The sequence below is a fragment of the Shewanella decolorationis genome, from assembly GCF_004354305.1.
GTDB lineage: Bacteria > Pseudomonadota > Gammaproteobacteria > Enterobacterales > Shewanellaceae > Shewanella > Shewanella decolorationis.
In genome coordinates, this window is sequence record NZ_CP037898.1 from 712,085 (window position 1) to 731,347 (window position 19,263).

Here is a 19,263-nt window from a genome sequence, read left to right on the forward strand (position 1 = left end):
ACGACTTTGATTTTGATTAACGTAAATAAAAAAGCCAGACAGAGTCTGGCTTTCGTTTATCAATAAGTCATTAGGACTTAGGCGTCGCTATCACCCAGTGACAGTAGAGTCGCGTTACCACCGATGGCGGTGATGTTATTAGTGCGAGTTTTTTCAGTCACGAAGCGAGTTAAGTAGTGTGGACCACCGGCTTTTGGACCTGTGCCCGACAGACCTTGACCACCGAAAGGTTGTACGCCAACCACAGCGCCGATTTGGTTACGGTTGATGTACACGTTACCCACGTTAACCTTGTCAGCCACTTCGAGGGCATGGCCTTCGTTACGACTGTGGATACCTAAGGTTAAGCCAAAGCCTGTGCTGTTGATTTCATCGATCACATGGGCAAGTTCAGATGCCTTGTAACGGATCACGTGCAGGATTGGACCAAAGTGTTCTTTTTCAAGCACTTTGATTGAATCGATTTCAACGGCGGTTGGTGACACAAAGTGACCATTCTCAGTACCAGCAGGCAATGGCATTTGCTTGATCAGCTTGCCAACTTGCTTGATATGGTCGATATGGGCGTCAAGGTTAGCCTTTGCGGTTGCATCGATAACTGGGCCAACGTCGGTTTTCACTGAACTTGGGTTGCCAATCACTAGCTCATCCATCGCACCTTGGAGTACATCGATCACGCGGTCTGCAATATCTTCCTGCAGGAAGAGTACGCGCAGCGCCGAGCAGCGTTGACCCGCGCTGGTGAAGGAAGACGAAACCACATCGTTAACCACTTGTTCTGGTTGAGAAGTAGAGTCAACCACCATGGCGTTTTGGCCACCGGTTTCAGCAATCAAAGGAATGATCGCGCCTTCACGATTAGCCAGCGTGCGGTTAATCAGTTTGGCTGTGCCAGTTGAACCGGTAAAACATACGCCGCCGATGCGCTCATCAGCCGTCAGCGCGTTACCCACAGTTGCGCCTGTGCCGGGTAGATATTGCAGCACGTCCGTTGGAATACCCGCTTGGTGTGCAAGCTGTACTGCGCGGTAACCAATGATAGAGGTTTGCTCAGCAGGTTTAGCAACGACAGTGTTACCCGCAGCGAGGGCTGCCGATACTTGGCCTAAGAAGATAGCGAGTGGGAAGTTCCATGGGCTGATACACACGAACACACCGCGACCTTGGAGGAAGAGTTCGTTTAACTCACCCGTTGGGCCTGGGAGCAGTTCAGGTTTTGACATCAGCTTCTTAGCTTGCACCGCGTAGTAGCGGCAGAAGTCTACGGCTTCACGCACTTCGTCGATACCGTCTTGAATGCTCTTGCCCGCTTCACGGGTACAGAGGGCAATCAGTTCTTCGCGGTTTTCTTCTAACAGATCCGCAAGCTTTTGTAGGGCAGAGGCGCGCACTTCAACAGGCGTACGTGTCCAAGAGGCGAAAGCTGCATGGGCAGAAGACACGGCTTGTTCGATAGCCGCTTTGTCTGCAAAAGCTACTTGACCCACAGTTTGAGTGGTATCGAATGGGCTCACCACGGTTTTGTGTTCGCCAGTTAAGGTTTGACCATTAACCAGAGGGCCCGCTTGCCACTGCGTCGATTTGAATTTGTCTAAGGCCGCGAAGAATGGCTCTGCTTCTGAAATGATGTTCATATTGAGTCCCTTGGAATTTTTGCGATCGCTACCGAAGATGTCGGTAGGTAAAACGATTTTGTTGTTAGCCAGGGTTTTGTAGCCTGTCAGGGTCTTCAGTGGGTGAACCACTAAAGACTCGATAGGGGTTTTCGGATCGACCAGCTTGTGTACGAACGAGGTGTTCGCGCCGTTTTCCAGCAGGCGACGCACTAAGTAGGGCAGCAGATCCTTATGGGCACCGATTGGAGCGTAGATACGCACTGCTTTCGCGCCCGCTTCCGACAGAATGGTGTCGTACAGCTCTTGTCCCATGCCGTGTAGACGTTGGAATTCGTGGTTACGATCGCCCGCCATATCAGAAATCGCCGCTACCGTTTGTGCGTTGTGGCTAGCAAATTGGGGATAAATCGCGCCGCGGGTGGCGTCGGATAACAGATAACGCGCACAGGCTAAGTATGATACGTCGGTACCAGCTTTGCGGGTGTAGAGTGGGTATGCTGCTTCACCAGCCTGCTGTGCCCATTTCAGCTCGCTATCCCAGTAAGCGCCTTTCACTAAGCGAACTGGAATTTCATCGCCTTGCTCTTTCGCTAGGCGGGTTAACCATACTAGCACCGGCAGGGCACGCTTAGAGTAAGCTTGCACTACGATACCGAGTAAGCCCCAACCCTTAGTGGCCTCAGAATTAAACAGTTTTTGGAACAGTTTGAGCGACAGCTCGAGGCGGTCAACTTCTTCGGCGTCGATAGAAATACCGATATTTAAGCCACGGGCTAACTTAATTAAGCGAATAACTGTGTCATACAGCTCGGTCAGCACACGGTCTTCATTAGCGACTTCGTAACGTGGGTGCAGTGCCGACAGCTTGATAGAAATCGTTGGGCGTGGTGATTCGTTTTCGTTATAGCTTTGCGCGCCTAACTCGGTAATCGCATTGGCATAATCGTTAAAGTATTTTTCGGCATCTTTACGCGTCAGCGCGGCTTCACCCAGCATGTCGTAAGAGTGGGTGTAACCTAATTTACGCTTGTCTTCGCTGTTCTTGAGCGCTTCTTTCATGGTGCGGCCGAGAACGAACTGCTTACCCATGATCTTCATCGCCGCCATCATGGCTTGGCGGATCACTGGCTCACCTAAACGATTCACTAAACGGCTTAACAGGTTGCTTGGCGTACCATCGATTTTTTTATCGAGTTTGACGATTTTGCCCGTGAGCATTAGGCCCCAAGTGGAGGCGTTAACCAGTACCGAATCGCTCTTGCTTAAGTGTTCATCCCATTTTGCGCCTGAGAGTTTGTCTTCAATTAAGGCGTCGGCGGTGGCCGCATCGGGAATACGCAGCAGAGCTTCGGCTAAACACATCAGGATAATCCCTTCCTGTGTTTCTAAGCTGTATTGCTGCAGGAAGGCGTCGATGCCAACCATTAAACCTTTCTTATCGAATTGACGAACTTTGTTGACCAGTTCGTGGGCACGACGAGTGACGCGCTCGATGGCTTCATCACTGGAGGGCACTAGTTTGATTAGCTCTGACAAGTATTGTTCTTCATCGACAATGTAGTTGTCGGTGACGGCTTTGAACAGTTCGTCGAGATTGGCAGAATCGTAGCGGCCTGCCAGCACTTCACTCGCTTTGAACATAGTAATCGCTTCCATCTTGGCCAGTTGTTTTCGGCTCTATTGTTGAAACAAAAATGGGGGGCGCGAAACGCATTTGATATTTTGTATACAATATGAAGCTTTGCGCGCGCAGATTATACAACCAAAATGTGACGGACAACACTATAGCGTGAAAGAATGTGAAGATTGTTTGATTAGCTTGTTACGCGCTAGATGTAACGCCCGATTGACAAAAAAGCCAGTGTTTGAAAACACTGGCTTTTGATTTTTCTTTCAGCGGATTTGCGTAAAAATTTACATCCAACGCTTTTTATTGCGGCGCTGCGGTCTTGGTAGATACACCAAAATCACCCCCACCACTAAACCGGCTGCGGCAATCAAACCACCTTCACGCCAAAGGGCAAATTGTGCTTCCTGAGCGCTGCTATCCACGGCCAGTTTCAAACTGTCACGCTCCTGGGTGGCTTTGCTCAACATTGCCTCTGCTTCGGTCAACTTGGCTTTAAGCTCGGCCACTTCATCGGCATGGTTATCGGTTGAGCTCATCACTTCGTCCAGTTTAGCTTTGGCTTGAGCCAGTTCACTGGTGAGTGACGATACTTGCTCGCGAAAACTTGGGGTAGCGCTAATCATGTTAGTTGGTACCCAACCTTCGCGTCCCTTGTGGTCGACAATTTTGGAGTAATCGCCTTGGGTTTCGCCCAATAAAGTAATAGGTTGTCCCGCTTCAATCGAGCCTAAGATACGGTAGTCTGTACTCGGACCATTGAGAATATAAAGAAACACGTTGTCCGAGATATAACGGGGTTGGCCTTCGGCCAGCAGGTTGGGGGAGAGTAACATCATTCCCACCAGAGTCAGCATTCTTAACACTTTTGTATTCTCATCAACGAAATAGTGACCACATGCTAGGGATTTGGGGCCTGCAATGCAAGAGGGAAGTCATAGACTTCCCTCAACTTTGCCGCATCCATGCTAGCGATTCCTGTGTGTTTTGTGCGTTTCTACGGCAAGCTTGCCATAGTCACCCTGGCTTCTTAGTTAAAGATACCTTTAATCATAAAGAAGAAGATGATCGACAGGCCCGCACCCGCAGGTAAAGTAACCACCCAAGACACAACGATATTACGCACGACACCAATGTTGATTGCCGCAATACCACGGGCCATACCCACACCTAGTACCGCACCCACTAAGGTTTGTGTGGTAGAGATAGGTAAACCAGTACCAGAAGCAATAACTACAGTCGAGGCAGCAGCTAATTCGGCAGCAAAACCACGGCTTGGTGTTAAGTGAGTGATGTTTTTACCAATGGTTTGCATCACGCGCTTACCGAAGATAGCCAGACCCATCACGATACCAACGGCACCTAAAGGTAGGATCCACCAAACTAACGGAGACTTAGACGCAATTTGACCGCCACTGTTTACCACAGAGACAACCGCCGCTAATGGGCCAATCGCGTTAGCTACGTCGTTTGAACCGTGGGCAAACGCCATACAACAGGCTGTGAGTACCATCAGGATAGCAAACACTTTTTCAACGTTAGCGTACATGGTTTTGTGGGTGGCTTTCTCATCCATTTTTAAACGAGAAATGATCACCTTTCCAATAATACCAACGGCAATTGCAATCACACCCGCCAGCATATACGCTTCGGCACCTTTTAAGTGAATACCAACGTGTGATAGACCCTTAAGGATGGTGACTAACGACATGATAAAGCCAGCAAATGCCATGTAGAAAGGCACATAGCGTTTCGCGTTAGCGAGAGGGTTATCTGTGTTGAAAATCAGTTTTTGCGTGCTTTGGAACAGAATGAAAGCCATAAAGCCAGAGATTGCAGGGGTGATGACCCAAGAGCCAACAATACCACCTACTTTTTCCCAGGCGACAGACTCAGTGCCAACACCCACAGCCGCGAAGCCGATAATTGCACCTACGATAGAGTGAGTGGTTGATACTGGCCAGCCTAAGGCTGATGCGACAACTAACCAAATCCCTGCGGCTAACAGCGAGCCAATCATGCCGTATACCAGCAATTCAGGGGTTTGGGTAAAGTAACTTGAATCAATAATACCGTTACGGATCGTACTGGTCACTTCGCCGCCGGCTAAGTAAGCACCCGCAAATTCGAAGATCATTGCGATAATAATCGCTTGTTTAATAGTAATAGCGTTGGAACCCACTGAGGTTCCCATTGCATTGGCCACGTCGTTCGCACCAATACCCCACGCCATTAGAAAACCAAACGCGGCCGCAATGGCAATAAGCCACGGCCCATTAGTGGCTAAGACGTTAGCCACCTCCATACCTGCATCAACCATATTGATACCTTGATAACCTTATTTATTAAACGCGAGCCAGCATAAGCTCAAGACGCGAACCGACGCGTTCGGCAAGATCTGCAAGACCGCCGACCCATTCAATCGTTTTATAGAGGAACATCACATCGACAGGATTCAATTCTGATTCCAATGCAAATAGCTGACGACGTAATTGAATTTGCAGATCGTCAGTATCTTCTTCGATGATATCGAGTTCGTTGATCATTTTAGCCACTAAGTCGACTTCACGACCGCGGAAACCTGCTTCTAGCAAATCTTCGAGTTCGTTAATGACTTGTTGTGCAAGACCTACTGCGTCGATACAACGTTGTAGATACGCAATAAAGGGCACTTGCATGACCTGAGGGATTAATAATTGACGGCCGATAACACGACCAGAGATATCTTTTGCTTTGTTAGCGATTTTGTCTTGTTGAGTCAGTAGTTCCAATAGATCTGTACGCTCAACTGGCATAAACAAACCGCTTGGCAGAGTGAGGCGAATTTCACGCTTGAGTGAGTCACCTTGCTTTTCCGCTAAACTGATTTGCTTGCGTAGTTGAACTGCGCCATCCCAGTTACCTGTGATGGTGGCTTCGAAAAAGGGGACCAGTAACGATGCGCAATCGTAGACTTTGTCCATGTGCTCTTGAAGAGGCTTGATTGGCGATTTTGCAAACACGCCCAAAATAGAGTTTACTGGCATTGCCGTTTACCTATTTAGATTGTTCCATGATTGGAAAAAGCGGGCGCATGTTACCCTATGCGTCCGCGTATTGAAACTGTGTTTTTTTAGAAAAATTCACAGCATTATTCTAACGGGTTATATACCAACTTCAAAACCAAATCCTACGGGATTTTTATGACACATTTGTGACATTATGAACTAAAAGTGACGCATCAATGAATCTTTGATGACAAAATGAGCGGTGCCGCAATGAATGCAGAGATAGAATTAAAACTGTTTTTCCTCCCTAAGTTTCAAGAATCCTTGATAAATAAGTTAGATAGCCTGCCAAACGCCATTCCGCAGGGAAAGCGTCGCTTAAGCAACGGTTACTTTGATACCCCCGGATTACAATTACGCCAATGGGACATGGGGTTAAGGGTGCGCGGGTTTGATGGTCACAAAGAGCAAACCATTAAGACGGCGGGGCAAGTGGTGGGCGGGATCCATTCTCGTCCCGAATATAACGTCACCATTGAAGCCGACAGCCCAAATTTAAGCCTCTTTCCCGCCAGTATCTGGCCCGCCAATGCCGATTTAGCATCAGTGCAAGCGGCGCTTGGCTGCGTATTTCATACCGATTTTTATCGTCGCGCCTGGCATGTGACTATAGGAGAGAGCCTTATCGAGGTTGCCTTGGACACGGGGGATATTACCGCTAATGGTCAGCATGAAGCGCTCTGCGAACTCGAATTTGAGCTATTGTCGGGGGATGCCAGTGCCTTATTAACCTTGGCGACGCAAGTGGCCGATAGCGTTCCTGTTCGTTTAGGTAAAGCCAGTAAGGCGCAGCGCGGTTATCGACTCGCGGGGCAATCTAAGCCGTTAACCTTAAATGCGCTCGAGTTTTTACCGCTGCCCGTGCCTGAAGATCTCAACCTGCATCAGCCCCATCAACAGGATTTAACGGCTACCTGCCAAGTGCTATTGGAAACCGCACTCGAGCGTTGGCAGTTGCTCGAAGCCATGATTGCCGAAGAACAAGATAACGAAGCCGTAATTGCCCTATGGTGGCGGATGCGCGCCTGTATCCGTTTAGTACGGATGACGCTGAGCCAGTTTGGTCTCGCTAACGCTACTTTGATGCAGCACTTTACTCTGATTGAATCCCAGCTGGTGTTCATTGAGGATGCACAGGCCCTAGCGGCCTTGCTGGGCAGTCAAAAAGGCTTATTAACTCGGCATGACGCCCGTCAAGCCTTGATGCAACAACTACAGCTGCAATTTAAAGCCATGGATATCACGGGGCGGTTAACCTCACTTTGGCAAAGTGTTGAATATGGTCAATTGCAGTTGGCGATTGTCGAGATCCTATTGGCGCTCAGCGCGGGTAACATCGAGCTGCCCGCAGAGCTTGGGTTATCCCAGCATGCTGATCATGCGCAGGAAGCTTCATGGCAGGCTGTTTTGGCTGCGATGCCAAGCGATAAGACCATGACCGCCGAGGATTATCTGCAGTGTGCAGCGTTACTCGATGAGAGTATTCAAGTAGGGCAGGCCTATGGGCTTTTGTATGAGGCAAAATCCCGCGATGCCTTTAGGGCACCTTGGCAGGATTTAGTGTTAGGGATTAGAACCTTAGCTTGTTATCAGCAATTAACGTTGGCGGCGCAAACCCTTGGCATCGACTTAAGCGACTGGCTTGAGGCTAAGCAGCAAAGCTTACTTTTTGCGATGGAGGCGTCGAGACAAAACGCGATGACGCAAACAACTTATTGGTAACGGCCGATTGGTCGGCATCACTTTGAATAAAGCTTAGGAAGGCATTGCCTTCCTAATTCTTTTGGGCTTCTAATGCTTGTTTTAACTCAGCAATTTTGGCCAACATCTGCGCTTGATTCTGCTCCATCTGCCGCTGGTTTTCTTCCATTCTAGCAAGGGCCATTTCGAGTTCGCTTTTAATCTCTGCCTTATGCGCGTCTTGACGCTCTTGGCGCTCGCTTTCATCGGGGGCGACAAATACCGAGGCCATATAACCCGAAATCACCCCGAAAAAGCTCACGCCACTGACAATCACTATGCCGCCAACAATATGCCCTGCGGTGCTGACAGGGTAGAAATCACCATAACCCACGGTTGAAATGGTCACTAAAGCCCACCAAATAGCTTGTTCAGCGGTTTGGATATTGGCGCCTTCAGTACCGCTTTCGACTATCAGGATGATGATAGATGCGAAGGTTAAAATGGTCACCATAGCGACCAGTAAACTGGCTAAGGTGGCTTGTTTACGCTGCTTTATCAATGGGATAAGGAAAGATCGACTCATGCGGATTAAACGGATTACCCGCAGAATTTGGAATACCCTCGCGATACGCAGTGCCTCGATGGCGGGAATACTGGCGATGAAGTCGATCCAATGATGGCGCAGATAAAAGAGTCTATCCCGCGCGCGAAACAGGCCAACGAAAAAGTTGATCATAAAAATCATGCAAATCGTGGTATCGATAAAAAACAGTAGCCGGTAGGTTTCTATATCGAGGCGGCCGAAGGTCATTACCAGCACTATGATGACTGACAATAACGATAGCAGCATCATAGCGAATTCGAAGGGAGATGGATTAGCCAGAGAGCGGAGCGACCAAGGGGTTTTATCTGTCATGCCTAACATGATCCCTGTGTTTTAAGGCGAATATCTAAGGTAAAAGAGTTTACGCTTCGAGTAAATTAACTTTGTGATAAATCGCCCGACTTAGAATTATCGGGCCTTTAAAAGACGCGCTAACAATTAATCCTTAGCGACAAAACGGACGAGATCTTCCAGTACTCGGCGCTTTATTTCAAGTTGGGCATCGGCACTAAGACCATATTTTTCAGCAAGTTGAACATAGTCATCGGCATTAAGGGATACGGTTAGACGGGGGCGAGTCGGACGTTTTGAAACACTTAAGCCTAAAATGGTGCGGATCTGATCGGAAGGGCTGACACCCGCATCGAGTGCGGCTTTACGAATTGAATATTGAAACTTTTCATCGAGGTCGAAGGCCACTTGCGTCGCTTTTGCGGCATCTTGGTTTTTCTGCCATTGCTCTGGCAGAGGGTGTTTCGTTTTACTCATTAGGCGCTACCTGTTGTTATCAACCGTACATTTCGAGCGAATTTAATTGGGATTGTAATGGCTTAAGCGATAAAGTGCGAGTGGCGCACTTTATCGTATGCTAAAGCTTACTGACCGGGCCAGTAGTCGCGAATGTCCGACAAGGGGCGGTATAAGGTCAGCACTACGTCCGTATCACCGCCTTCGTACACTTCTACCTCTACCGCGCGGCTTTCGTCATCGTCGAGCAGTAAATAATATTCGAAGGGCTCGCCGGTTGCACCATTGGCATCCTGCGGCGGTTTTAGGCCGCGGTAGTCTTCGCGGTGAAAATAGCCAAACAGCGCAAAGGTCACTTGATGGTATTGCTTACCCAGCCATTGTTCGAGCTGCTCGGCTAACTGTGGCGACAACTCTTGGGTGGTGAGTTCGGCGTGGCCTGGTTCATCGAAAAGGGTACTGAATTGCTCTAAATCGAATAACTGTTCCACCTGGGCGCGGGTAATTTTCAGGGAGAAGGCGAGGTAAGTTTCATCGTCCTCTTCAATACTCAAAAATAGCGTTTCGCTACCATGCCCCTTAAGTACCCACTCGGTTTGCTGATTGCGTTCAAACTCATAGGTATTCACCGCTTCGACTTTGAGTTGCTGACCGCGCAATTGTGGCGGCAGAGCAAAACTATTGTCGATGGAGATCATATCGCCGATCTTGAGCGCAGAGGGATGGTTGAGTTCACGCGCTGGCGGCGCCTTTTTACCAAAAATACTGTTAAAAAATCCCATATTCGCTCCTAAACAGTGCGCACTATGCCAAAGCTCACGCTATGAGTGGGTGATTGGACATATTCGCGTGTCTAAAACAAAAAAGCCGAGCACAATAGGGGGTGATGGTCCCATCGGTGCTCGGCGTTTGGTCAATCATGAATTAGCTTTTACGTGCCTTAATACGTTCGAGCACGGCGTTGGCATTCGATTTTTGCTCACCTATGCCAGCTTCGGCTAATTTGGCTTGCAATGATTTATCGCTGCCTTCTTCGGCTAAGGTTTCAGCGGCTTTCAATCTGTCGTCAAACTGTTGTTGACGCGCCTTGATACGCTCTAATGAATCTTTAGCATTCAGCAGCTTAGAGTTGCTTGAGGCAAAAGAGTCGGTAATGGTCGCTGTTGCCTTTTGTACGCTTTCGGTGGTTTTAACCATGCTTAACTGACGTTGATAATCAGACAGTTGACGCTCAGTTTTCTTCACTAAATCTTTTAGGCGTACTGCATGGGCGCTGAAGCTATCATTAGCAGTTTGCTGCTCAGCCAGTTCTTGCTCTAATTGAGCAATTTTTTCAGCCACTTCAATGGCTAAGGCTTCGTTGCCTTTATCTAAAGCTTGCGTTGCATAGCCTTCGTGTTCGGCAATTGAACGCTTTAAGCGGTCAACTTCGCGGCTGGCTTGCATTTCTTTCGCCATCACATCGGTCAGTTCGCGCTTAGCGTTGGTTAAGTGTTTCTCGGCATCACGGATTTCCTGTTCGAAAATACGAGTCGAGTTTGCGTCTACGATGCTTTGGCCTACTTCGGTGGCACCACCGCGAAACGCTGTTAAAATTTTATTCAGAATGCCCATAGTAGTGGCTCCTTATTTCAGATAGTCGACCATTTCATCGATAACTTCTAAGCAGTTATCGGATAAGACTGCTAACTCTTGCTCGATTTCGAGCATGCTAGATTGCAGGGACAGCGCGCCGTAAACCACGTATTTGTCATCAATTTTGGCAAAGGCTGACAATGGCATTGGAATGTTTAATTCGAGCATGGTTTCAAACATTTCGCTGCGACGTTCTTGGTTTACTTCGTTCTCGCCCCATAGGTAGCTGATGCAGAGAATTTGGTTGTCCGTAACCGATACGAATACCGGGATTTCTTCACGGCCGACCACATTCACTTGCAACACTTCGACTTCACCATCAATTGGATAGCAATCGAATTGGAAGCCGGTTTGGCTGTTATTGCCAAGGCTGTTGAGGTGATTTGCAAGAGTATGGATATTCATATTTGTCCTTATTGACATATTATGTCTGTGTTCAAAGATAGCACTAAGACATAATATGTCAAGCACTATCTTTATCCGTTAAAAAAGATCCAGTCCTTGGGTTTCGGACCAAGCCTGTTGATGATAATGGTACAACTGTAATGACCCCAGTTCATTGGGCTTAATATTGGCCGCATCCTGATAAAAATTGGCTGGGAATTCAAAGGCGCCTTTAACTAAACCTAAGGTTAACCAGTCATCTGCAATTGGCAACTCTGTCAGCTGTGCCAAACGATGTTGAGCATCTTTGCCATTTAAGGTGGCGATACTCCAACCCCATTCACCAAAACTAGGGACATTGTGGTGATATTGTTTTACATCAAACCCCGCTAAGGCCAAGGTTTTTGCTACTGAGATAAAGGCCTTTTGTGCGTGATAGGGCGAGGTTGACTGTACAGTCAGAGCACCATCACTGCTCATTAGTTCCTTGAGCTTGCGATAGAAATAATCCGAATAGAGCTTATTTAGATCGGGATGGCTAGGATCGGGCAGGTCTACAATAATGGCATCGTATTTCTCCCCTGCGGCAATCAGTTTATCGACACCATTAAAGGCGTCGTCGTGGATCACGTTAACGCGAGGATCGTTAAAGGCATTGCCATTGAGGGCCAACAGGGCTTGGCTTAGACGCTTAGGCATATTTGTATCGGGCGTTTTAAAGAGTTGCACCAATGCGGCATCAAGATCGAGTAAGGTCACTTGCTCAGGTTCCCAGCGCAGTACTTGCTTAAGGCCCAGTCCATCACCACCACCAATGATTAATACCTTGTTGTGGCGAGCGCTTGCCGCAAGCGTTGGGTGAACTAAAAACGCATGGTAGATATGCTCATCGATACTCGAAAACTGTAATCGGCCATTGATATACAAAGAGTATATGGGGGAGAGGCCATTGCCGCGTAAACGTTCGGTAAAGGTGAGTTGTTGAAAGCGCGTGGCCTTAGCGTAAACCACTTTGTCTTTATAGAGCAGATTGTTGAACTGTTGCTCCCAACTCGGCCCTTGAATGGCGAGCAGCAATAATACGCCCGTGACCACAAAATGCCCCGCGAGCAATAATTTCGCCCTTTGGATTTTGGGCCAAAAACGCCAGATAAACACAAAGCCCGCGAGCAAGTTAAAGCTCGCGGTCAGCGCGGCGGCGAGTTGAATATCGATGGCCAGCATAAAGCCGACCCAAATGGCCGCGCCAATCCCTGCGCCAATATAGTCGGCGCCATAAATGGTACCAGCGTTATGCAGTAAGTGTTCATCTGATAAGGATTGTCTCACCCTCGCGATCAGCGGAATTTCCATCCCGATCATCAAGCCGAGCAAAACGCCCCAGACATAGGGCAGATGTTCGCTCAACTTTTGCAGCGAGCCAATCATGCCACCTTCGGGCAGTTGATCCGGTGGTAAACCTAAGGTGGAGGCGATAAGCATCGGCAGTTGCTGACCAAAACCTATCACGGCAGCGGTAATTAAAATCGCCAGCGAGCCACAGAGCGCGACCGTGAGTTCCAGCACCGCAAAGCCGGTAAAGGCATCTTTAATTTTGCGAGCGGCAAAGGCGCCAAGACCCATGGAGACGATCATCAGGCCGATCATAGTGTAAATGGCGGCTTCTAACGCGCCTAAGATCCGGCCTGCGTAGTGGGACAACAGGTATTCGTAGATCAGGCCGCACCCAGCGAGTACGGCCATAATGCCCAATAGTAGGACATCATCGAACCAGCTTAGGCGACTCGTTTTTACCGCTTGAGTCGCCGAGCAGGTTGTTTGGGATTCGTGCATTGGATTACGCCATTAGGGCCGTGAGAATAAGTGCGATAGCAATACTGATGGCCATTTCTACGGCAGCGATACCAATGTTGTGCTGTCTTTCGACCTCATCCGCTAAATTGATTCGTGCCAGCACCAGCTTTTTGATCACAAACAGCAGTAGTGTCAGTACGACCAACATGATGATGGAGAACACTAACCAGCCGATGATGTTAGTCACATAGGCGGTTGGGTTGAACAGGATAAAATGACTCGCGGCATTAAAGCTTAGCGCCATGGCGATCATAAAGCCTGCGTGGCGGATGGCTAATGCCGTGTGGCCTTGGGCGAGTGCCTGTTGCATGGAGGAGTCTTGATTACGACTCGCGAAGCGTTTTTCACGTAGGCGGGTAAGTAGCACTAGCATCAACTGCGAAATCGCAAAGGCGCTGAAGATGGCAATAAAGGTGTCGAGTGTTAAATCCTCGGCCCATAGCAGTACGGCGCGAATAATGATCGCGGTTGCGATGGCGGCGCTGGCATCTACAATGGCGACAGATACGTTACCTTTAAGGATTTGCTGATTCTTATCTAACTCGTTTAGTGCGATTTTATCGTGTAAATAGCGTCCGAATTTAATCAGCACTAAGCCAAATAACCCGTAGGCGCTCATGCCAATGGCTTCGGTTAAATAGGAGGGCGCAGCAGCGCCAGTAATTGCGCCTGTCAACACTATGCCGAGTGCGGCAACTGCGCCGGCGGTACTGATCCCAAAGGCAAAGTTATCGCGTTCAGCCAGCTCTTTACTGCTGTTGACTCTCACACTCCAGCCCTGCAAATAACGCATTAATGTCAATAAGATAACTGCAATAGTGAGGTCAATTGCCAGTATGGTGACTAGCTCTGGTGTGATACCGAAATCCTGAAATAATGTCATAAGAGATCCTTTAGGTTACTTGCCTCGGCGCACACTGCGGGTCGTGCGGTTGCTGGAATTACGGAAACTGCTGTCTTTAGAATAATTAGAACGGAATTTGCTGCCTGACTGCGCACCCGACTTATTCGCGGTACTTGCGGTATTGGTTTTAGGCGCGCTGCTGCTCTCACGGGAGAGCGCCGTGGCACCTGTACGCGATTTAGCATAGGGGCTATCGAAGCGTTTCCCTTGGGAATCAAAACGTTTTTTGGTCTGCTCGAAGGTTTTTTCCTGCGCCTGTGCTTGTTTTGGCGAAGTATAGCGATAGCGACCTACGTCGTTGTAATAGCTGTAGCCACGATTACCCGACCAACGGTCGTAATAAATAGGACGTTGAAAAATATTCGAAAACATCGAATACATGCCGTACCAAGCCCAGAAGGACATGCCGCTTGAGTCTGTCTGCCAACTGCCGTAAGCCGGGTTACCCACCAATTGACTACCAGGGCCAAAATCTTCGGCATTATTGGCAAGGGCCGCCGCCTCACGGCTGATGGCATTGACGCGGGCAAGCTTGCCCTCAGACATATCGGCGATCACGTTAACAGGATCGGAAAGCATGTCGTTATATAGACTAGGATCGGCCGCTTGGTAGAGATTCTCAACCTCGTTGAGTTGCTGGTCGAGATCGGTAAAGTTGGCCGAATTTTTGGCATCAGCTAAACGACGCTTCAGCGAGGTATACATAGGCCCTTCGGCGGTTGCATCCTTGGCTAATTCATCCACTAATGGTGCTAAATCAGGCTTTTGCTGTTTTAGCAAACTGCTATATTGCTTGAGCAGATTGGCGTTACGCACCTGACCGTCCTCAAGCATAGTATTGAGTGTCGAGAGGCGCTGTTCTGTGAGTTGTTGATACTTCTCAATTTTCTCTGGCCTGTCATCGCCACAACCTGTAAGCGATAAGGTCGCAGCCAAAATGAGCATCGACGTGAGAACCCGCATTAGCATTCCTGCCATGTTTTCTCCAAAAGTGCTGAAATAAAACTCAAATATGGGCAGTCAATAATAATCTATTTGCCCAATATGTTTGCCTCACAGGTTATAGTACCCTAAACAGCCAAAAAAGAGGGGTTACTTTCTTTTGGGCTGAGTTCGCATCTGCCATGAAGGGATAATGCGAGAATTTGCCTTTAGGCATGACAATGGCATCAAACCTGATGTGATTTCATTCTATATCATTTATGACATAATATGTCGATGTTTAAATTTGTTAGGGATTATTATGGCCGTACAAAAAGACAGTAATAAGTCATTGTCTCCCCTCATTACTCAAGCCGCGGAGCGTCATTGGGCACGTCTTGCCGAAGTATGGTCAGAAGGACTGGCAAATTTAACACCTGCGCAGCAGCAGGAACTGAAAAACGTTTTAGGATTAAGCGATTATATCGCAGTGCAATTAACTCGGTCACCCGAGTGGATTAACACTTTATTCGCGGGCGATTTGCAGCAAGTGGAGCGGCTAACCTTTGATGCCCAGCTAAACGAACAGTTAAGCAGTGCGACGACAGAAGACCTCGCAAAACGTCAATTACGCCGATTCCGTAACTATCAAATGGTGCGTTTAGCATGGCGAGATTTTTTAGATTACGCCAGCTTAGAAGAATCACTGTTAGACCTCTCAGCACTTGCCGAAGCATTAGTGATCGGTGCAAGGGATTGGCTCTATAAGGAAATGTGCGCCCAATATGGTACGCCTATGGATAAGGCGGGCAATCCGCAGCCTTTGCTTATTTTGGGCATGGGCAAGCTCGGTGGGCGTGAGCTGAACTTCTCCTCCGATATCGACCTGATTTTTACCTTTCCCGAACATGGCGAAACCGTGGGCGGGCGTCGAAGCCTCGATAACCAACAGTTTTTCATCCGTATGGGGCAGCGGCTAGTTAATTTACTCGACCAAATTACCGTCGATGGGTTTGTGTTCCGCGTCGACATGCGCCTGCGTCCCTACGGCGAGAGTGGTCCTTTGGTGGTGAGCTTTAGTGGTCTTGAGGATTATTACCAAGAGCAAGGGCGGGATTGGGAACGCTATGCCATGGTCAAAGCCCGTTCGCTCGGACCTTGGAATCATTTTTCCGACGAATTACACAGCTTGCTGCGCCCCTTTGTCTATCGCCGCTATATCGACTTCTCGGCGATTGAATCCCTGCGCAAAATGAAACAACTCATTGCCCAAGAGGTGCGTCGCCGTCAGTTAACCGACAATATTAAACTCGGTGCAGGCGGGATACGTGAGGTGGAGTTCGTGGTGCAAAGCTTTCAGCTGATCCGCGGCGGCCGTGAGCCCGCCCTGCGCCAGCAGAGCCTATTTGGGGCCATGGATACCCTTTACAGCCTAGGGCAATTCGAATACTTGGCGGTCGATGAGCTAAAACACAGTTACTTATTACTGCGCCGAGTCGAGAACCTCTTACAGGCGATTGATGATAAACAAACCCAGACTCTGCCAAATAATCCCCTCGATTGGGCAAGACTTTGCGCAGTGCTGGATATGATCAACGAAACCGATCTTCGCACCCATATCGAGGCGGCGATGGCGAAAATTCATCGCTATTTTAAAGCCACCGTGGGCGGTGAAGAAGGTGAGGAAAAAGCCGAGCATTGGACTGCGCAGCTGTGGAATGTGCAGCAGGCCGACCACGCGATCAACCTCCTCGCCGAGCAGCAGATTGATGACGATAAACTCTGGCCTCTACTCAGCAGTTGGCGCGAAACCGTGACAAAACGCTCGATTGGCCCCCGTGGCCGTGAGACCCTGGATAAATTAATGCCAAGGTTGCTCGACGAGTTACTCAATCAGCCAAGCCCTTCAGCGGCCTTCGAGCCCGTCTCAAAGGTGCTGGAGCAAATTCTGACGCGCACCACTTATCTTGAGTTGCTGTGCGAAAATCCCGGCGCCCGTCAGCAGCTTGTGAGCCTGTGCTGTGCTAGCCCTTGGATTGCGGCGCAGCTTGCTAAATTCCCTATGTTGCTCGATGAGCTTATCGATCCGGCGCATCTGTACGACACGACTTCACTTGATGATTATCCCAGTGAGCTGCGCCAGTATCTGCTGCGGGTACCTGAGGATGATATGGAGCAGCAAATGGAGGCGCTGCGCCAGTTTAAGTTGTCGCAACAGCTGAAAATTGCTGCCGCCGATGTCACCGGCGTTTTGCCCGTGATGCAGGTGAGTGACCACTTAACCTTTTTGGCCGAAGCCATTATTGAGCAAGTGGTGATGCAGGCGTGGCAGCAAGTGGCGGTGCGCCACGGAGTGCCCAGTTATCTTGAGGAAGGCAATGACACCGGCTTTGCGGTCATAGGTTATGGTAAGTTAGGCGGTATCGAACTGGGTTATGGTTCAGATCTGGATTTAGTCTTCCTCTACGAAGCACCCGAAAACATGGCCAATAGCCTCACCAATGGCGATAGACCGATAGAAGTGGGTCATTTTTATTTGAAACTGGCTCAACGTATTCTGCACTTATTCTCGACCCGAACCACCTCGGGTGAATTATATGAAGTGGATATGCGCCTGCGTCCGTCTGGCTCATCGGGGTTAATGGTGAGTGAGATTGCTCGCTTTGGCGAGTATCAAACGCAGGAGGCTTGGACCTGGGAACATCAAGCCTTAGTGCGTTCACGCTTTGTGTTTGGCGATAATAGTTTAGCGGCTAAATTTAGCCAGATCCGCGCCTCCGTGCTCGAACAACCAAGGGACAAAGACGAGCTGAAAAAGGCCGTGCGTGAGATGCGTCAGAAGATGCGCGACCATCTACTCAAGGTCAGTGAAGGCGAGTTTGACTTAAAACAAAGCCCCGGCGGGATCACGGATATTGAGTTTATCGCCCAATATTTAGTGCTTGCTCATGCCCATGAGTATCCCGAGTTGTCGATTTGGTCTGATAACGTGCGTATTTTTGGGGTGCTGGCCGAGCTTGAGCTTTTGCCGCTGATGAGCGCGCAGCACTTAACTCAAAGTTATTGCTGGTTAAGGGATGAAAATCATCGTCTTACCCTGCAACAAAAAGCCGGTAAGTTGGCTTATGATAATGTGGCTGCGCACGCAGAAAGGATACTCGTCATCTACCAGAACATACTCGAGTAGGACTGCGTGAGTCTAACAGTTCGTCTATCCTTGAATGTGTGCCATTAGCGGAGCGAGCTATGCAATTACCTCCCATTCCTGAGAATGAGCTGCAACGTTTAGCCACCTTAAGGGCGTTGAATATACTCGATACCGATGCCGAGGAAAGATTTGATAGGATCACTCGGCTGACTCGGCGGATATTTGCCCTGCCGATTTGCGTGGTGACCTTAGTCGATGCGAATCGTCAATGGTTTAAGTCTCGCCAAGGGTTAGAGGTGACTGAAACTCCAAGGGATATTTCCTTTTGCGCCCATGCTATCAACCATGATGGTGTGTTTATCGTTCACGATGCATTAAAGGATCCACGTTTCCAAGATAATCCATTAGTTACGGAGTCCCCGCATATCCGTTTTTATGCTGGTTACCCCTTAACTATTCATGGTGAGTATCGGGTTGGGACCTTGTGCTTAATCGGCAATGAGCCTCGGGAATTTAGCGATGATGATATCGAAACCTTAACGGATCTTGGCCAGATGGTTGAGGCTGAGTTAATTTCAATCGCGCAAAATACCTTAGATCCATTGACCCTGATTTCTAATCGCCGTGGGTTTGAATTACTTGCTTATCAATCTTTAGCCAGTTGCCGTCGTACGAATGCTGAGGCGGCCTTAGTGTTTTTTGACCTCGACTTTTTTAAGGAGGTTAATGATAGTTTTGGCCACCGCAAGGGCGACCAATTACTCTATGATTTTGCCCATATTTTGATGGCAGCCTTTAGGGAGTCTGATGTTATTGCACGGCTAGGCGGTGATGAGTTTGTGGTGCTGTTAAGCTTTGTGCATCGCGATACGGTTAATTTTGCGGTTGAGCGCTTTAAACTATTACTTACCCAATATAATCAACAGCATCCTGAGCAGCATCCACTAGATACGAGTATTGGTGTTGCCCATTGGTCTCCGGAGTCTGATATCAACCTCGATGATTTACTCGATATGGCTGATCGAGCTATGTATCGAGAGAAAGCCGTTCATCACTCAAATAAACCTGAATGATGAGATATACAAAGGGAGAC

Annotated in this window: 15 protein-coding genes; 3 read left to right on the top strand and 12 right to left on the bottom strand. The window is 48.7% G+C overall.

Annotated elements, in window-relative coordinates:
- Positions 1-77 precede the first annotated feature (77 nt).
- From putA to EYR25_RS03185, 4 genes are all read right to left on the bottom strand, one after another.
- On the bottom strand, positions 78-3,272 hold the full coding sequence (gene putA / locus EYR25_RS03170) for a bifunctional proline dehydrogenase/L-glutamate gamma-semialdehyde dehydrogenase PutA (RefSeq protein ID WP_023268458.1): 3,195 nt from the start codon (positions 3,270-3,272) through the stop codon (positions 78-80).
- Between the two features lie 258 nt (positions 3,273-3,530).
- The gene (locus EYR25_RS03175) at positions 3,531-4,079 is read right to left on the bottom strand and encodes a TIGR04211 family SH3 domain-containing protein (RefSeq protein WP_165953542.1); all 549 of its coding nucleotides are present in this window, start codon (positions 4,077-4,079) and stop codon (positions 3,531-3,533) included.
- A 194-nt stretch (positions 4,080-4,273) separates the two neighbouring features.
- Complete coding sequence (locus tag EYR25_RS03180; RefSeq protein ID WP_023268456.1) at positions 4,274-5,563, bottom strand: inorganic phosphate transporter; 1,290 nt, start codon at positions 5,561-5,563, stop codon at positions 4,274-4,276.
- A 25-nt stretch (positions 5,564-5,588) separates the two neighbouring features.
- Positions 5,589-6,269, bottom strand: coding sequence for a TIGR00153 family protein (locus EYR25_RS03185; RefSeq protein ID WP_133178521.1), 681 nt, complete (start codon positions 6,267-6,269; stop codon positions 5,589-5,591).
- 231 nt (positions 6,270-6,500) lie between these two features.
- Here EYR25_RS03185 and EYR25_RS03190 point away from each other — a divergent pair, with 231 nt between their 5' ends.
- Positions 6,501-8,012: a CYTH domain-containing protein gene (locus EYR25_RS03190; RefSeq protein WP_133178522.1), complete on the top strand. Its 1,512-nt coding sequence runs from the start codon at positions 6,501-6,503 to the stop codon at positions 8,010-8,012.
- A 52-nt stretch (positions 8,013-8,064) separates the two neighbouring features.
- Here EYR25_RS03190 and EYR25_RS03195 read toward each other — a convergent pair whose 3' ends face one another.
- The 8 genes from EYR25_RS03195 to EYR25_RS03230 form a co-directional block, all read right to left on the bottom strand.
- The gene (locus tag EYR25_RS03195; protein WP_133178523.1) at positions 8,065-8,889 is read right to left on the bottom strand and encodes an ion transporter; all 825 of its coding nucleotides are present in this window, start codon (positions 8,887-8,889) and stop codon (positions 8,065-8,067) included.
- 126 nt (positions 8,890-9,015) lie between these two features.
- Entirely contained in the window at positions 9,016-9,345 is a 330-nt protein-coding gene (locus tag EYR25_RS03200; RefSeq protein WP_023268453.1) for a hypothetical protein, read from the bottom strand.
- A 107-nt stretch (positions 9,346-9,452) separates the two neighbouring features.
- The gene (locus EYR25_RS03205; RefSeq protein ID WP_023268452.1) at positions 9,453-10,106 is read right to left on the bottom strand and encodes a hypothetical protein; all 654 of its coding nucleotides are present in this window, start codon (positions 10,104-10,106) and stop codon (positions 9,453-9,455) included.
- A 142-nt stretch (positions 10,107-10,248) separates the two neighbouring features.
- Positions 10,249-10,938 (bottom strand): PspA/IM30 family protein, encoded by a 690-nt coding sequence (locus EYR25_RS03210; protein ID WP_011715973.1) that lies wholly within the window; start codon positions 10,936-10,938, stop codon positions 10,249-10,251.
- Between the two features lie 12 nt (positions 10,939-10,950).
- Positions 10,951-11,364 (bottom strand): YjfI family protein, encoded by a 414-nt coding sequence (locus EYR25_RS03215; RefSeq protein WP_007645549.1) that lies wholly within the window; start codon positions 11,362-11,364, stop codon positions 10,951-10,953.
- Between the two features lie 78 nt (positions 11,365-11,442).
- A complete protein-coding gene (locus tag EYR25_RS03220; protein ID WP_133178524.1) occupies positions 11,443-13,176 on the bottom strand; it encodes a polyamine aminopropyltransferase in 1,734 nt (577 codons plus the stop codon).
- Positions 13,177-13,180: 4 nt separating this feature from the next.
- Entirely contained in the window at positions 13,181-14,080 is a 900-nt protein-coding gene (locus tag EYR25_RS03225; protein ID WP_133178525.1) for a DUF350 domain-containing protein, read from the bottom strand.
- 15 nt (positions 14,081-14,095) lie between these two features.
- Positions 14,096-15,079: a hypothetical protein gene (locus EYR25_RS03230; protein ID WP_023268449.1), complete on the bottom strand. Its 984-nt coding sequence runs from the start codon at positions 15,077-15,079 to the stop codon at positions 14,096-14,098.
- Positions 15,080-15,344: 265 nt separating this feature from the next.
- Between EYR25_RS03230 and glnE the strand changes: the two genes are divergently transcribed.
- Both glnE and EYR25_RS03240 read left to right on the top strand, forming a co-directional pair.
- On the top strand, positions 15,345-18,209 hold the full coding sequence (gene glnE, locus EYR25_RS03235) for a bifunctional [glutamate--ammonia ligase]-adenylyl-L-tyrosine phosphorylase/[glutamate--ammonia-ligase] adenylyltransferase (RefSeq protein WP_133178526.1): 2,865 nt from the start codon (positions 15,345-15,347) through the stop codon (positions 18,207-18,209).
- 59 nt (positions 18,210-18,268) lie between these two features.
- Entirely contained in the window at positions 18,269-19,243 is a 975-nt protein-coding gene (locus EYR25_RS03240; protein ID WP_133178527.1) for a GGDEF domain-containing protein, read from the top strand.
- The last annotated feature ends 20 nt before the right edge of the window (positions 19,244-19,263 follow it).

What these genes read in the sequence shown, in the direction of transcription:
- putA (WP_023268458.1), bottom strand. Translation starts at nt 3,272, where the DNA reads ATGGAAGCGATTACTATGTTCAAAGCGAGTGAAGTGCTGGCAGGCCGC.
- EYR25_RS03175 (WP_165953542.1), bottom strand. Translation starts at nt 4,079, where the DNA reads ATGTTACTCTCCCCCAACCTGCTGGCCGAAGGCCAACCCCGTTATATC.
- EYR25_RS03180 (WP_023268456.1), bottom strand. Translation starts at nt 5,563, where the DNA reads ATGGTTGATGCAGGTATGGAGGTGGCTAACGTCTTAGCCACTAATGGG.
- EYR25_RS03185 (WP_133178521.1), bottom strand. Translation starts at nt 6,269, where the DNA reads ATGCCAGTAAACTCTATTTTGGGCGTGTTTGCAAAATCGCCAATCAAG.
- EYR25_RS03190 (WP_133178522.1), top strand. Translation starts at nt 6,501, where the DNA reads ATGAATGCAGAGATAGAATTAAAACTGTTTTTCCTCCCTAAGTTTCAA.
- EYR25_RS03195 (WP_133178523.1), bottom strand. Translation starts at nt 8,889, where the DNA reads ATGACAGATAAAACCCCTTGGTCGCTCCGCTCTCTGGCTAATCCATCT.
- EYR25_RS03200 (WP_023268453.1), bottom strand. Translation starts at nt 9,345, where the DNA reads ATGAGTAAAACGAAACACCCTCTGCCAGAGCAATGGCAGAAAAACCAA.
- EYR25_RS03205 (WP_023268452.1), bottom strand. Translation starts at nt 10,106, where the DNA reads ATGGGATTTTTTAACAGTATTTTTGGTAAAAAGGCGCCGCCAGCGCGT.
- EYR25_RS03210 (WP_011715973.1), bottom strand. Translation starts at nt 10,938, where the DNA reads ATGGGCATTCTGAATAAAATTTTAACAGCGTTTCGCGGTGGTGCCACC.
- EYR25_RS03215 (WP_007645549.1), bottom strand. Translation starts at nt 11,364, where the DNA reads ATGAATATCCATACTCTTGCAAATCACCTCAACAGCCTTGGCAATAAC.
- EYR25_RS03220 (WP_133178524.1), bottom strand. Translation starts at nt 13,176, where the DNA reads ATGCACGAATCCCAAACAACCTGCTCGGCGACTCAAGCGGTAAAAACG.
- EYR25_RS03225 (WP_133178525.1), bottom strand. Translation starts at nt 14,080, where the DNA reads ATGACATTATTTCAGGATTTCGGTATCACACCAGAGCTAGTCACCATA.
- EYR25_RS03230 (WP_023268449.1), bottom strand. Translation starts at nt 15,079, where the DNA reads ATGGCAGGAATGCTAATGCGGGTTCTCACGTCGATGCTCATTTTGGCT.
- glnE (WP_133178526.1), top strand. Translation starts at nt 15,345, where the DNA reads ATGGCCGTACAAAAAGACAGTAATAAGTCATTGTCTCCCCTCATTACT.
- EYR25_RS03240 (WP_133178527.1), top strand. Translation starts at nt 18,269, where the DNA reads ATGCAATTACCTCCCATTCCTGAGAATGAGCTGCAACGTTTAGCCACC.